A 13,725-nucleotide genomic window follows, 5' to 3' on the forward strand; every position below is an offset into this window, starting at 1 on the left:
ATCGGAATCGTCGGGATGGGGAACATAGGAGAAGCGGTCGCCAAAAGAGCGAAGGGATTTGACATGGAAATCCTTTATCATAATCGTTCCAGGAAACCACATGCGGAAGAAACACTTGGAGCGGCGTATGCCTCCTTGGATGAGCTTCTTGCCCAATCTGATTTTGTCGTCGTCCTAGCTCCGCTTACACCGGAAACGGAAGGGTTATTCCAGAAAGAACAATTTCATACCATGAAAAAAACGGCCTTCTTCATCAATGCTGCACGTGGTCCGATCGTGGACGAGGAAGCGTTGACAGAAGCTTTGAAAACAGGTGAAATCGCAGGTGCGGGGCTGGATGTGTTTATGAAAGAACCAATCGATCCCGATCATCCGCTTCTGTCATTAGACAATGTCGTCGCACTGCCTCATATCGCAAGCTCTTCAACCGAAACCCGCCTCGGGATGATGAATCTCTGCGTGGAGAATATCCTTGCCGTATTAAATGAGGACAAGCCCAAGACACAGGTAAAATAAAAACAAAAAAAACACGCATGTGGCATCCATGCGTGTTTTTAACTGCCATCAAGCAGGAATACGATCTTTTTCAACAGCCAGATAATATGGAGCCAACGACTGGCTCTCAATCTCTTCCACAAAAGAAAGAGTGATATCCGGTAAAATGGATCGGGCAAATCTCCAGGCATTTTCTTCAATTTCAAGCATCAGCAGATTTCTTTCCGTCCCATCGGCTTCATCTAATTGATCTGCTAATTCTATAAGCTTCTCGTCATACGCGTGCCCCAGTTCATGGGCAAAAACGACTTTAAAATAATCGAGTAATAATTCATCCCCGGGAAACAAACGAAGACATTGCTCAGTGACATCCTTCATGAACATCGTAATGGACCGGGTACTCAAACTGTATTTGCCCCCGACTAATCGCTTCCCGGGAAAAGCATCCTCCAACACCACATTCAGATCACTATCCAAACGGCTTAACATCTCATCAACAACGTATTGAAATCTCTCTCTAGTCAATCCTTCTCTTTCTCCCCCTAAAATACAAATCTTCGTTATTATAAATTGTATATGAATAAAAAGAAACATCATGCACATAAAAACAGATGGAAAGAATGGTATATATTTCTACATTGAGTGTTAACTGTTTACTGTGATGCCGGCTAGCCAACCACTCAGGGGAAAACAATGTGTGTGGACTTGCAATAGATTAGATACTGAATCCAAGGTAAAAAAAAGGATGACTCAACAATTGAGTCATCCAGTGCAGGTAAATTAAAATACTTGTTCTACTTCAACGATTCCTGGTACTTCCTCGACTAGTGCACGTTCAATACCAGCTTTAAGAGTGATTGTCGAACTTGGGCAGCTTCCGCATGCACCTAAAAGACGAAGCTTCACGATACCATCTTCCACGTCCACCAGTTCACAATCCCCGCCATCGCGAAGTAGGAACGGACGTAATTTATCTAGTACTTCCTGTACGGAATCAAATTGCGCTTGATCAGCCATCATTATCTACTCCTTTCCTTACTCTCTATTATAATGACATATGTGTAAAAAATCTATCAACCCGCAAACAATTGGGAATTTCTTTTTTTTATTTTGCTGCATTACCTTCGCTGTGGATCTGCGTTCAAGACCTCGCTGCTCCCCGGTAGTCTGCCTCTTCACTCCAATCAACAGCTGAAAACAGTTAATAACAACAATTTATTACAGAATATGAATTTTAATGGTCAGAGATTCCACCTGCTAAATAGCCCTTTTTTATTCCAACTCTGCTGTTTTTTTTGTAAAATGAATGTATGAGGGGAAATAAAGGGGGAGAAGAGAGTATGAAGCGTAAATCAGTTGAGATACATGTATATGGTGCTGACATCCTTTGTCCGAGCTGCGTGAATATGCCTTCATCGAAAGAAACATACGAATGGCTCCAGGCAGCAGTCGGACGCAAGTACCCGGATCAGCCATTCACGATAAGATATATAGACATCCACAATCCGCCGGAAGACGAGGCAATCAAAAGCTTCGCCTCAAAAGTGATCGAAGAGGATATGTTTTATCCGATCGTCCTCTTGGAAGGCGCAGTCGTCGGAGAAGGGAATCCGCGCTTGAAGACGATTTATTCAGAGTTGGAGAAATATGGATATGAGGCAGTATAGAAGCTATAGCTGGTAGTGAATTTGGACTTTCCTAGATGGGAAGTCTTTTTTTGTTTCGGCAGGATTTACCCGTGATTTTGAATGGAAATATAAGAAAACCGCACCAAAGTGCGGTTTATGCTAACAATTATCCATTATGATACTTATACATCCATAAAACACCTGATTTCAGTAAGCGGGCAACACGTCCGGTGATGGATCGTTCGTTCACCAGCCCGAATCCGTGCTTTTTACCGAGGGAACCAAGAATGCCTTTTAGTTTGATCTTTGGCAGTTCCTCCGGCAGCGTTTCATTTTTCCAGCGTTTCAAAAGAATCTGGACGATTTGCTCCGCCTGCCCTTCCGCTAACTGTGCACTGGGTGCTTGAGGAAGGCTTGCACAGTCCCCGACTACATAAACGTGCTCGTCATTTGGCAGGTTGTGATATTTTGATATCACGATACGCCCGCTTGAATCCTTTTCAGTATCCATTTCCCGTACCACCTTGGTAGGCTGGATTCCTGCTGTCCAGACGATGGCATCACAGTAAATTTGTTCTTCGTGGTTATGAAGCGTGTTAGGCTCGACTTTTGTAATGTTTGAATTATTGACGATTTCCACATTGTTTTCTTCGAACCAGCCGTGGACATAGGAGCTTAAGCGTTCCGGGAATGCATTCAGGATACGCGTCCCGCGGTCGAATAATTTAATCTTCAGATCAGTCCGGCTTTCACGGAGCTCACTTGCAAGCTCGATTCCACTCAGTCCTGCTCCGACAATCCCGACAATGGAGCCGGCGGGGAGATTATTCAGCGTCTGATACGTTTTGCGTGACTTATCGATCGTCTGGATGCTGTATGTAAATTCATCTGCACCAGGTACACTATGGTACTTGTCCTCACAACCTAGTCCGATAATCAGGTCATCATATGGCACAGCATCCTGGTCTTGAAGCTGGACCGTCTTATTTTTAGTATCAATCTTTGAAATCTCACCGTACACATAGGATAAGCGGGCATGTTCCGGGAATGATACGCGTACGTGATGATCGGAAATCGTCCCGGCTGCCAGTGCATAGTATTCTGTTTTCAGGCTGTGATACGGATTTCGATCAATTAACGTAATGGACACGTCTTCCGGGAGTTGGTTCGGTAATAAGCGAAGAAGAACGCGCATATTGCCATATCCTCCGCCAAGCAGCACTAATTGTTTCATGTTAATTTCCCCTTTTTGGCACTCTGCATTTTTGTCGAAATAGTGTGTTTATATAACATTCTCTACAGGGTAGAGGCAAAAGGACGACTGTCCTGAAAAGTAAGCATTTTCAATATGATTCATATTTAGACGGTTTATCAAATAAATAAACCTATTAACATTAAAAGTATATCGAAATAGGAGCCTTTTCACAACAGAAATAAGGGAAAATGTTCACAATCTGTTATACGGATATACAAAGCGCAACGATTGACGATTTTCTTAAAAAAAGGTAGCATTACAAAGAGTAGAGAGGTGATGGAATTGAAACCTATTATAGAATTCTGTATAAGTAACTTAGCAAGTGGTGCGCAAAAAGCGCTTGAAATATTAGAAAGAGATCCAAACCTCGATGTCATCGAATACGGTTGTTTAGGCTACTGCGGGAAATGCGCGTCATCTTTTTACGCCTTAGTGAATGGGGAACCTGTCGAAGGCGATACACCGGATGAATTGGTTGAAAATATCTATCAGTTTTTAGAAGAAAATCCAATGTTTTAATTTCAAGCTGATCTTAGTATCGGCTTTTTTTGTTTTATAAAGCCACTGCCTGTTACATGCAAGACTTCGATTTCTGCGGGCGTCCGGAGTATAAAAATAGAAAAAAGCTGGAGATCATATTCCAGCTTTTTATTGGAAAGTCACTTCAAGCCAGATGATTTTGCTTCTGATCTTTAAAGCTTTCCCTCATTTCGCGCCATCGTTCCTTTGCCATTTCCACAATCTTTGGCTCGGTTGATAAATGTTGTTTTTCAATCACCTTAGATAGGTACTTCACAGCTTCTTCAACCTTTTCCTGACGACGGAGGAGTTCTGCAATCAAGTATAGAAGCTTTGTTTCAGACATGGCTGTCCCTTTGAAATCATCGTTCAGATAAGAATCGATGTATTCATGGGTCGCCAGATTGATGAACCTTCTTTCCTGCTGCTCTTTATTTGTTATCCTAAAGAGCCAGGCTGTCCGCAAGTATAACCCGGCAATCGTTATCTTCTTTTCTTTTTTAATGAGTCCGCAATAGGCAGCCAGCTTGTACGTTTTGATGGCATCGTCTATAGAGCGTTCACGGCCATAATCCTGTGGCTGCCAGTGCCTGCTTATTTTCTGTTCGAGATCTGTTTTTAATACCGGGACGATATACGTGGTGAATTCATCGGTATGGGAAAAGCCGCACTGAGGGCAGACGGATACATTGTAGAGTAAAGGGTTGAGTTCGTCAGATTCATAGACAGGACAAAAATCACTTTCATGACCTTTGACCTTGACGAAACGGGAGCGGATTTTAGTAGTGGAATAAGAATGTTTACAAGCAAGACATTGGACTTTTTTATCGTAAAAGGGCGTTAATGCAGTCATCATTCTCACCTCAATCAAGGACTATTTACCTTATTATACCTTGACGAGGGAGATTTGGACTAGTGATTTTTCTGGTGTTTATAAAAAAAGTTGGGTATTTTGGCGGTGTTTGTCTGGTTGAGGTGGCGGGATTTTAATCCAGGTCAAAGTTTGCTGTACCAGGTACAATCCAAAGCGAATGTACCAGGTACATTCCAAATCGAGTGAACCCGGTACAATCCTACCCACTCAATCGCTGGACAATATTTTCAGTTCAGCTAAATGTGAGTCACATAGTTCCCTTCGGTTGAGTAGTAAAATAGAAAGGAGTATACTAATAAGTAAGAAGAGAAAAGGTTGGAGGTGTAGTGAATGAGTGAACTCGTGAATCTTACAGAAGCTGCTGCCCTTCAGATTAAAGATATGATGAAGGAGCATGACGAGACGGATGCCATGCTGCGTGTAGCGGTAAAAGGGGGAGGCTGCAGCGGTCTTTCTTATGGAATGGGTTTTGAGCATGAGCTTCAGGAGGGTGATGAAGTGCTTGAACAGCACGGAATCAAGCTTGTTGTGGCAAAGAATGACGCTCCTATTCTAAACGGTACGAAAATAGATTATAAGCAGTCCATGATGGGCGGAGGCTTTACAATCGACAACCCGAATGCGATTGCATCTTGCGGGTGTGGATCATCATTCGTGACAGCGACGGATAAGGGTACGCCGGAGAACTGCTAGATAAATGAAAAGAAGGACCAGCCTTGCATTACAAGAGCTGGTCCTTCTTTTTTAATTAGCTTATACGTGTTTGAGAGCTTCTTTAACCTGAGTACCACCATTAAGGATTTCAATCACTTTATGATTCGTCTCTAGTGTTGTCAATGATTCAACTAATACTTTTGCTACATCAGCGCGCGGGATACTGCCGTTCTTGTCTGCGATGGAATGTTCGGCAATAATGGTTCCTTCAGCATCGTCAAAAGTGAGTGCTCCAGGACGGACGATTGTGTAGTTAAGTCCGCTTTCCTGCAGATGTACATCCGCTTCGTGTTTTGCTTTTAAGTAGACATGCATGCCTTCAGGGGCATCTTCGGGCTTATCGGCTCCCATGGAACTCAGCATGATAAACCGTTCGATGCCATTTTGCTTGGCATAATCGACCGCTTTTTTTGCTCCATTCTGATCAATCGCAATGGTCTTATCCTCGCCGGTTTTACTTCCGCTGCCAGCAGCGAAGATGACAGCATTGACGTTTTCAAGAGCATATGAAAAATCCTGTTCAAGATCTGCCACAATCGGTCTCGCACCGAGGCCTTCCATATCTTTTGTTTGTTCCGATTTGCGGATCATGGCTTTTGCGAAGTGCTGCGTACTGTTTACAAGTTCTTTTATGATGAGGCGTCCGGTATGGCCATTTGCTCCAATAACAAGTACATTCATCCTTCTCAACATCCTTTTCCAGAGTTTTTTTGCCTTTATTATTGGTCTACCCATTACTTGCTGATTTAAACAAGGGGTACTGAACAGAGACCGTTCCTTTCCGTTCCATATTCACAATCTTTGACAGGACAGTCACAACTTTCTTTAGAAAAAGGCATAAAATAAAAAGAGATCCAGGAATCGAATTCCCGGATCTGCCCAGATTGCGGTTAATCTGTAAACATGGATGTGCTATGCATAGGCTGAACCCTTGCTTTCGGATCCATGTATGCTTTTGCATTATTGACAGCAGTCGGTGCTTCCCCGAAACCGCTGGCGATCAGCTTGACTTTGCCATCATAAGTGGAGATATCCCCTGCGGCGTAGATGCCTTCTACATTTGTTTCCATTCTCGAGTTGACGACGATTGAGTTTTTCTCAATATCAAGTCCCCAGTTTTTAATCGGTCCCAGTGAAGAAACGAATCCAAAGTTGACGATCAACTCGTCGATATCAAGGATTTCCTTTTCATCTCCACGAACTTCTTCAAGTATAAGCTGATGGATCCTCGATTCATCTCCCACAATTTCAGCAGGAACGAACGGAGTCTTCAGCTCGACAGAAGAATTGTGAAGATTTTCAACACTGTGTTCGTGGGCTCTGAATTTATCCCTTCTATGGATCAGGTAGACTTTTTCGGCAATCGGTTCAAGCATGAGCGCCCAGTCGACTGCAGAATCACCGCCTCCGCATATCGCCACTTTTTTGCCTTTGAACTTATCCATGTTATCCACGAAATAATGAAGGTTGTTTCCTTCATATTGAGAGGCGTTCTCGAGCTCCAGCCGTCTTGGCTGGAATGCACCATTGCCGGCCGTTATGATGATCGTCCTTGAATAGTGAACTTCTTTATCCGTCGAGAGCTTGAAGCAGCCGTCGCCTTGCTTTTCGACACTTTCCATTGCCTGCTCAAGGCAGATGGTCGTTTCAAATTTGGACATCTGTTCTTTCAGATTGTTCACAAGGTCCTGAGCCTTCACCTTAGGGAACCCTGCCACATCATATATGTATTTCTCAGGATAAAGGGTGGATAACTGACCGCCCAATTGCGGTAAACTTTCGATGATCTTTACTGAAGCTTTTCTCATGCCGCCATAGAAAGCCGTAAATAACCCTGTTGGGCCGCCCCCTATGATCGTAATATCATAAACCTTTTGATCTTCCTTCAAGTAGATCCCTCCCAGATTAGATACATCATTTTAATTTATTCTATCATAGAGAAATCAATCCTTCCCAAAATTTAGATTGTTTTTTGGAATAGTCAGCTTTTTGAAGGGGGAGGAGGGTTATGTGCAGAAGAGGAGGCTGGGGCCGGATCAAGGATCCGGAACGAAGAAAATTCGGCAAGTGGTACAATTAGCGTGAAAGAGGCACAATAATGCTTCAGACTGCAAATGAAAGAACACTCCCAGCTTCTAAAAAGAGAAAAATAGTCAATCTTTCAAAAACACGCTTGTATTATAGTATGAAATGAACCTGTATCGCCACCGAATCAACCGGTAATAAAAGAACAACCGCTTAATGGGCAAGACCTCATCCGAAAATTCCATCTCTTCATCCATCGTCCGATGAATATGAGCAATTTTTCTTTCTTCAGGACACCATGAAATGTTATATTGTCGCAATATTCCCAAGAATGATTATTTATATTGAAAACCTTGAAAAGACAAGGTAAAAAGAATATTATGTAATGTAGACATATTGTTAAGAATTTATGACATTTTTCGCGGTGCGATAATGTACGTGAAAAACGTCACATACTTTTATTTTGTTTTTATACTATTTTATAATGCATTTTCTTTTCTCTTTGAAAAGAAGCATCCCGCTTAATTTGTTTTGAGTTCCACTTATTGGGGGAATGAGATAGTAACAGCAGATTGACGGGATAAAAAAGACCGATGTGGAGGACTCTATGAGTATCCGACGCAAATTCAATCAAAAAGGTGGATGTGATTCAGTTGAGAAAGCCAAGAATCGTTGTTTTAGGTGCAGGTTATGGCGGGCTAATGACAGTGACTCGTCTTCAAAAGCAATTGGGTACGAATGAAGCGGAAGTCATCCTTATTAATAAGAATGATTACCACTATGAAACAACATGGCTCCATGAAGCTTCTGCAGGAACGCTTCATCATGACCGTGTGCGTTATGATATTAAAGATGTTGTCAACACAAGCAAAGTGAATTTCTTACAGGCAACTGTTGATGATATTAAAGTAGAAGAAAAGATAGTCGTGACAAATCAAGGCGAAGTTGATTTTGACCATCTTGTGATTGCACTTGGTGCAGAATCTGAAACATTTGGAATCCAGGGCTTGCATGAACATGCTTTCATGATTTCGAACATCAACTCTGCACGTCAAATCCGTGAGCACATTGAGCTTCAATTTGCTACGTATAAGAATGAGGAAGAGAAAAAAGATGAGCGTCTGACGATTGTAGTCGGCGGAGCAGGCTTTACTGGCATCGAATTCCTTGGCGAACTGGGTAACCGTGTTCCTGAGCTTTGCAAAGAATATGATATTGACCGTTCAAAGGTTAGAATCGTATGTGTGGAAGCAGCGCCGATGATTCTTCCTGGATTTGATCCAGAGCTTGTGAAGTACGCCAGAGCGGCTCTTGAGAAAAAAGGTGTAGAATTCCACATTGGAACTCCACTAAAGGAAGCAAAAGCAGGCAGCGTATTCATCGCTAAAGGCGAAGAAGAAGTTGAAGAAATCAAAGCTGGTACAATCGTATGGGCAGCAGGTGTCCGCGGAAACCGCATCATTGAAAAAGCCGGCATCGAGAACATGCGTGCCCGCGTGAAAATCAACAAAGATCTGCGTGCACCGGGTCATGACAATATCTTCATCATCGGTGACTGTTCACTGATGATCAATGAAGAAACGGAACGTCCATACCCACCGACTGCACAAATCGCGATGCAGCAGGGTGAAGTATGTGCGCGTAACATCGCAGCACTTCTTCATGGCAAAGATCATTTAGAAGAATTCACTCCTGATCTGAAAGGTACTGTATGTTCACTTGGTGAAGATGACGCAATCGGTGTTGTATACGGCAAGAAGCTTACAGGCACGAAAGCATCATTCATGAAGAAGGTAGTAGATAACCGTGCACTCTACATGGTTGGCGGACCTTCACTAGTATTCAAAAAAGGTAAATTCAAGTTCTTCTAAGTTGTACAAAAGTGTTTGTTAAGCAGGGTGGAATTCCACTCTGCTTTTTTCTATATGGAGTCAGGGAAGGCTTTGTGGTTAATGTATGATGTGAGAAATTTGCAGAATGGCAGCTGCCCAAGTACTCAGGCATGCTCACTTTCGTCCGAAACATTAAAATTGCCAAGAAGTCTTCTTATCAAATTCTGGACCTTCCTACCCAAAAGCGGTATGAGGACTTTCCTATGTTCCCATCCTGTAGTACCTTAAAATAAAGAGAAAAGTTCGCAAGTAGAGGAGGAGTATGTTGAAAAGGGGAAAGGTGTGGCTGGCTGTTGCCGGACTTGTCATAGATAAAGATGGAAACTGGCTTGTAGTAAAGAAAAAATACGGAGGTCTTAAAGGGATGTGGTCACTGCCGGCCGGGTTCGTGGATGAAGGAGAAACCATCGATGAAGCAGTTCTTCGCGAGGTCAGAGAGGAAACCGGCCTCACAACGACCGTGAATGGAATCATCGGTGTCAGGACCGGTGTGATCGGGAATGAAATCAGTGATAATATGATTATATTTCATTTGCAGCATATCGATTCCGACCTTTTAAAGGTAGAAAGAGGCGAACTTTTCGATGTGCAATGGAAGTCGCCCAATGCGCTGATGGTCGATGGGAAAACGTCGGTCATGATTCATGAGATGCTCAAACAGGGTGATTTGTTTCAGCGCCATCAGGCCATTGAAGGGCTGGATCCAGGAGAGCAGTTCGGCTATACGAGCTATAAACTATTTATGTGAAATGAAAGGTTACAGAGGCTTAAATTTAACAGCTTCTGTAACCCTTTTTTAGTGAAACGGTCTCAAGTATGGAGTATTTCACGAAGTGCAGCAGTCATTTCTTGAAGTGCTTCTTTGGAGGCTTCGACAGTACCGATCATGTTAATAAAGCTGTGAACAAGCTCTTCGAAATGTAATACGCTGACAGGTGCACCAACTTCTTTCAGCCTACGCCCAAAGGCCAATCCCTCTTCCCGGAGCGGATCAAATCCGGCTGTTACGAGCAATGTTTTCGGAAGGCCAAGGACGCTTGGGGTTCTGAGTGGTGAAACGGAAACTTCAGCACCTTGGGAAGCGTCGGACAGGTAATGACTCCAGAACCAAATCATCTTTTCATTGGTTAAGTTATACTGATGATTTTCCCGGTAGGATAATGTATCAAAACGATAATCCATTACAGGAGTGATCAGAAATTGTGCTTTAAGCAAGAATCGTTCATCCTCCCTGAAATAAATGGAGGCTGCCGCAGCTAAGTTCCCACCGGAACTTTCACCGCCAACGGCAACTCTGTCCGAATCGCCATTTAGAGTCTGGACATTTTCGAATGTCCATTTAACTGATTCGATCGCATCATGAAACGCGGCGGGATATTTATGTTCAGGAGCAAGCCGGTAGCCAGCCGACACAATAACGGTACTTGAATGTCTAGCAAAATATCGACAAACGTTGTCTGAAGAGTCCAAGTCTCCGAAGACCCATCCCCCTCCATGAAAGTAAACCAGTACGGGGAAGGGGCCATCTCCCTCGGGAGTATAAATTCTCAACGGAATTTCATGTCCTTCTGCTGACGTAAAATATGTATCACTAACCGAAACCTTATCGACGTTGGTATGTGTAAAATAACCTCTTGCAACTTTATAGTACATTCTTGATTGCTCGGGTGTAAGGGTGTCGAGCGGCGGATGATTGAGTTCTTTCATTTTGTCAGCTATTGCTTTAAGTAATGTAGTTATTGCGGGGTTCACTGCTGCTTGAATCTTGGTCATACTAAAATATTCTCCAGTGTTGATATTGTTTTCAACATAGCTACAGTCACATTCTTCTCTTTCAGTGAAGCCTCGATTTTTTTCCGTTCCCCAATGATGAGGGAGGCCTTTTTATCCGGCAGTTCAATTTGTCCCAATACATCTCCCCCTAATTCTTTCAATATCGGAATGATGATTCGATTACGGATATCCGGTTCCCCTATGATTCGTATTGCTCCATACTGATGAAATAAGAAAACAATCATCGAGCGGATGAGTGAAAGAGCATCTTGTTTGTTTAAATATGAACGCGGCCCAATCAATAAATGCATCCCTAAATCACCATCTTGAACATCATAATATTGCCGAATGGGATCATTCTTCACTGAATAGGCAATTAGGTAGCTCACAGGTTTCCCGTTGTAATAACCGATGTAAATGTCTTTATACGTTGATTCGATTGAGCTTGCCAGCCATTCCTTAAACTTCTCCACGGGGAGATCCAATTTCCAAAACGGTGCAATATGACGTGAATGCATCCACTCATACAGCATTGTCAAGTCTTTATCGAAATCCACTGGCCTGAATAAAAAGTTGTCAGACTGACCTTTCTCTATGATGAAAAATTCTGATTCATATAATAAGTTTGTCATGACGTGCCTCCTTGTCTTTGAAGTACCTCTATAATGAGAATGATTATCATTATCGAACATTAACTATTGTAAGAATTTGTGACTATCCTTGTCAATAAAGCATTTGTCCTATACTTAGAAACGTCGGGGATGTACAACCGGAAAACAGGCGCAAAATTGGAGGGATAAGAATAAAAAAAAGAGAACCCGTCTGGTTCCCTTTTTCAACCTCATATTAATGTGTAAGAAGTTTTCTCTACTTTGAGGATTCTTTAGCCATAATATATTTCAGCCCTGTGCTTGAGTCGCTGAAGGTCAGGACATTTTCAAATTCTCCGATACTCAATGCTAGCTCAGGGGTAATCCCGACGATGATGCATTCAACACCGATCAATTTTAAACAATCATATAGTTTTTGGAGGTTTTGTCTGATACTATCGTCAAACCTGTTTATCCCGCTGAGGCTGATCATGACGTATTCAGTCCGTTTGGCCACACATTCCTCAAGTACAGTACTGACGACCATTTCTCCCCGGTCATAATCAAGTTCTCCTTTGAGGGGAAGGGCGATGGTTTTATCCCAGATATGCAAGATAGGAACAGAGAGTTCCCGGATTACAGTTTCTCTTTTCTTTTCTTCCTCAGCTTTTGAGGTAACATCCATCAGCATAACCATAAAGCCTTCTACTTGTCCTGAATGCTTAGTACTTGTAATGGGTGTGATGACGATATCGGCTGCAAGCCTGTCTTTAATATTGATTCTCGCGCGATGACCATTTTTAAGGTCATCCATGATCCTTCGCTGATTTTGGGGGTGTTTATGAAATTTATCCATATTCATTCCAATCATGTCTTCAGCGCTGTTAAGTCCAAATAAAGGAGCAATTGCCGTCATCGACTTTACAGCTGTTGTATTCATCCAGGTGATTGTATAATCCTTATCGGCAATAATAATATTTTCTCCTATACTATTGAGCGCATCGGTGCCCGAAATGTCTATTGGAATCGGTCGATTCATTTGGTATTCCACCTTGTTTATACATTTTAAACATTTATTTCTCATACAAGTATAACGCAAAGTGACTAAATGTAAAATGGAAGGAGGAAGGAGAAATCGATGCATAATTAGAACGTGATGTGAAATGAAACAAACTTCCTTAACTTATTTAAAAATTCAGTAAATTATATGAAAAAAAGAGATATTTAAAGATAACAAGCAATGTATTCGCTTACTTAAAGGTACATCCTCTAATATGTCCCTTTCCTTTATAAAAGATAGATGATATATTATCAGAAAATTAAGAAATCAAAGGAGAGGGAATCATGAGAGCTACTGCAAGTACGAAAACAAAATTTTGTCTATACTGTTCAGGAAAAGGATACTTTCAGTTAGTGTTGGGTGGTTCTGAAACGTGTCCTTGCTGCGGAGGCAGCGGGAAGCAAAAATAAAATCTATGATTCAATATGAAGAGGCTGGGACAAAAGTGTTATAGTCTAAATAAAACCCGAACTAAATTGCCTTCTAACTGGCAAATTAGTTCGGGTTATTATTTTGTTCAATGTACACTTAAGTTTTAGCACTTTCCAGCGGTTGATTGGAGTGCAAGACGAAGACTCCTGCGGGAAAAGCGAGACAGGTGAGACTCGACAGGAGCGTATGCGACGAGGAGGCTCACCGGCCGCCCGCGGAAAGCGAAGTCTTGCACGGAAATCATTAGCGGTATTATGAACATACGCTGAAATTGTTCGTCTTTATGTCGTGGTCATTAGTTTTGTCCCAGCCTCTTTTCCTACGATTAGTCAAGTACTAATTCATAAGTTGAAGGATTATTCACTATTATTTGTGCATAGGAAATAAACCTCAGCTATTCATAATTTTAAACTGAGGATATTCATGGTATACTAAACTACATATTATTGGTCCATAGAGACCGCGTGC

General features: G+C 42.2%; 15 protein-coding genes and 1 pseudogene. 7 read left to right on the forward strand and 9 right to left on the reverse strand.

The genetic code is table 11. The features are described from left to right. Nucleotides 1-516: NAD(P)-dependent oxidoreductase (locus HP456_RS11375; RefSeq protein WP_246288968.1), on the forward strand; the 516-nt coding region annotated here is incomplete at its 5' end. A 48-nt stretch (nt 517-564) separates the two neighbouring features. Here HP456_RS11375 and HP456_RS11380 read toward each other — a convergent pair. Then, nucleotides 565-1,020 (reverse strand): hypothetical protein, encoded by a 456-nt coding sequence (locus tag HP456_RS11380; protein ID WP_246288970.1) that lies wholly within the window; start codon nt 1,018-1,020, stop codon nt 565-567. A gap of 255 nt (nt 1,021-1,275) precedes the next feature. Next, nucleotides 1,276-1,488, reverse strand: a pseudogene (locus HP456_RS11385) (NifU family protein); the annotation flags it as partial. Between the two features lie 347 nt (nt 1,489-1,835). Here HP456_RS11385 and HP456_RS11390 point away from each other — a divergent pair. Further along, nucleotides 1,836-2,162 carry a YuzD family protein gene (locus HP456_RS11390; RefSeq protein WP_172251124.1) on the forward strand — a complete coding sequence of 109 codons (327 nt, stop codon included), beginning with the start codon at nt 1,836-1,838 and terminating at the stop codon, nt 2,160-2,162. A gap of 127 nt (nt 2,163-2,289) precedes the next feature. Here HP456_RS11390 and HP456_RS11395 read toward each other — a convergent pair whose 3' ends face one another. Continuing rightward, entirely contained in the window at nt 2,290-3,357 is a 1,068-nt protein-coding gene (locus HP456_RS11395) for an NAD(P)/FAD-dependent oxidoreductase (RefSeq protein ID WP_172251126.1), read from the reverse strand. Between the two features lie 297 nt (nt 3,358-3,654). Here HP456_RS11395 and HP456_RS11400 point away from each other — a divergent pair, with 297 nt between their 5' ends. Continuing rightward, nucleotides 3,655-3,897, forward strand: a complete 243-nt coding sequence (locus HP456_RS11400; RefSeq protein ID WP_172251128.1) for a YuzB family protein — start codon at nt 3,655-3,657, stop codon at nt 3,895-3,897. A 145-nt stretch (nt 3,898-4,042) separates the two neighbouring features. Here HP456_RS11400 and HP456_RS11405 read toward each other — a convergent pair whose 3' ends face one another. Continuing rightward, nucleotides 4,043-4,753, reverse strand: a complete 711-nt coding sequence (locus HP456_RS11405; protein WP_312857754.1) for a DUF2225 domain-containing protein — start codon at nt 4,751-4,753, stop codon at nt 4,043-4,045. A 348-nt stretch (nt 4,754-5,101) separates the two neighbouring features. Between HP456_RS11405 and HP456_RS11410 the strand changes: the two genes are divergently transcribed. Then, the gene (locus HP456_RS11410; protein ID WP_172251130.1) at nt 5,102-5,464 is read left to right on the forward strand and encodes a HesB/IscA family protein; all 363 of its coding nucleotides are present in this window, start codon (nt 5,102-5,104) and stop codon (nt 5,462-5,464) included. 60 nt (nt 5,465-5,524) lie between these two features. Here HP456_RS11410 and HP456_RS11415 read toward each other — a convergent pair whose 3' ends face one another. Together HP456_RS11415 and yumC are read right to left on the reverse strand one after the other, a co-directional pair. Further along, entirely contained in the window at nt 5,525-6,166 is a 642-nt protein-coding gene (locus HP456_RS11415) for an SDR family oxidoreductase (RefSeq protein WP_172251132.1), read from the reverse strand. Between the two features lie 209 nt (nt 6,167-6,375). Beyond that, on the reverse strand, nt 6,376-7,374 hold the full coding sequence (gene yumC, locus HP456_RS11420) for a ferredoxin--NADP reductase 2 (protein ID WP_172251134.1): 999 nt from the start codon (nt 7,372-7,374) through the stop codon (nt 6,376-6,378). 789 nt (nt 7,375-8,163) lie between these two features. Between yumC and HP456_RS11425 the strand changes: the two genes are divergently transcribed. Both HP456_RS11425 and HP456_RS11430 read left to right on the forward strand, forming a co-directional pair. Beyond that, nucleotides 8,164-9,381 (forward strand): NAD(P)/FAD-dependent oxidoreductase, encoded by a 1,218-nt coding sequence (locus HP456_RS11425; RefSeq protein WP_172251136.1) that lies wholly within the window; start codon nt 8,164-8,166, stop codon nt 9,379-9,381. Between the two features lie 283 nt (nt 9,382-9,664). Next, the gene (locus HP456_RS11430) at nt 9,665-10,150 is read left to right on the forward strand and encodes an NUDIX domain-containing protein (RefSeq protein WP_172251138.1); all 486 of its coding nucleotides are present in this window, start codon (nt 9,665-9,667) and stop codon (nt 10,148-10,150) included. A gap of 62 nt (nt 10,151-10,212) precedes the next feature. On the opposite strand, the gene HP456_RS11435 is transcribed toward HP456_RS11430, so the two are convergent. From HP456_RS11435 to HP456_RS11445, 3 genes are all read right to left on the reverse strand, one after another. Continuing rightward, nucleotides 10,213-11,175: an alpha/beta hydrolase gene (locus HP456_RS11435; protein WP_172251140.1), complete on the reverse strand. Its 963-nt coding sequence runs from the start codon at nt 11,173-11,175 to the stop codon at nt 10,213-10,215. Continuing rightward, a complete protein-coding gene (locus tag HP456_RS11440; RefSeq protein ID WP_172251142.1) occupies nt 11,172-11,807 on the reverse strand; it encodes a GNAT family N-acetyltransferase in 636 nt (211 codons plus the stop codon). The genes HP456_RS11435 and HP456_RS11440 overlap by 4 nt, the downstream gene beginning before the upstream one ends. A gap of 235 nt (nt 11,808-12,042) precedes the next feature. Next, nucleotides 12,043-12,804, reverse strand: coding sequence for an STAS domain-containing protein (locus tag HP456_RS11445; protein ID WP_172251144.1), 762 nt, complete (start codon nt 12,802-12,804; stop codon nt 12,043-12,045). Nucleotides 12,805-13,109: 305 nt separating this feature from the next. Here HP456_RS11445 and HP456_RS11450 point away from each other — a divergent pair, with 305 nt between their 5' ends. Then, a complete protein-coding gene (locus tag HP456_RS11450) occupies nt 13,110-13,235 on the forward strand; it encodes a YuiA family protein (protein WP_162266043.1) in 126 nt (41 codons plus the stop codon). The last annotated feature ends 490 nt before the right edge of the window (nt 13,236-13,725 follow it).

This window comes from Bacillus haikouensis (assembly GCF_013179555.1).
Classification (GTDB): domain Bacteria; phylum Bacillota; class Bacilli; order Bacillales; family Bacillaceae_B; genus Rossellomorea; species Rossellomorea haikouensis_A.

Bases quoted from the DNA above. Each gene is read 5' to 3' on its own strand.
- HP456_RS11410 (WP_172251130.1), top strand. From the start codon at position 5,102: ATGAGTGAACTCGTGAATCTTACAGAAGCTGCTGCCCTTCAGATTAAA.
- HP456_RS11390 (WP_172251124.1), top strand. From the start codon at position 1,836: ATGAAGCGTAAATCAGTTGAGATACATGTATATGGTGCTGACATCCTT.
- HP456_RS11395 (WP_172251126.1), bottom strand. From the start codon at position 3,357: ATGAAACAATTAGTGCTGCTTGGCGGAGGATATGGCAATATGCGCGTT.
- HP456_RS11400 (WP_172251128.1), top strand. From the start codon at position 3,655: ATGGAATTGAAACCTATTATAGAATTCTGTATAAGTAACTTAGCAAGT.
- HP456_RS11435 (WP_172251140.1), bottom strand. From the start codon at position 11,175: ATGACCAAGATTCAAGCAGCAGTGAACCCCGCAATAACTACATTACTT.
- HP456_RS11430 (WP_172251138.1), top strand. From the start codon at position 9,665: ATGTTGAAAAGGGGAAAGGTGTGGCTGGCTGTTGCCGGACTTGTCATA.
- HP456_RS11440 (WP_172251142.1), bottom strand. From the start codon at position 11,807: ATGACAAACTTATTATATGAATCAGAATTTTTCATCATAGAGAAAGGT.
- HP456_RS11405 (WP_312857754.1), bottom strand. From the start codon at position 4,753: ATGATGACTGCATTAACGCCCTTTTACGATAAAAAAGTCCAATGTCTT.
- HP456_RS11445 (WP_172251144.1), bottom strand. From the start codon at position 12,804: ATGAATCGACCGATTCCAATAGACATTTCGGGCACCGATGCGCTCAAT.
- HP456_RS11450 (WP_162266043.1), top strand. From the start codon at position 13,110: ATGAGAGCTACTGCAAGTACGAAAACAAAATTTTGTCTATACTGTTCA.
- HP456_RS11415 (WP_172251132.1), bottom strand. From the start codon at position 6,166: ATGAATGTACTTGTTATTGGAGCAAATGGCCATACCGGACGCCTCATC.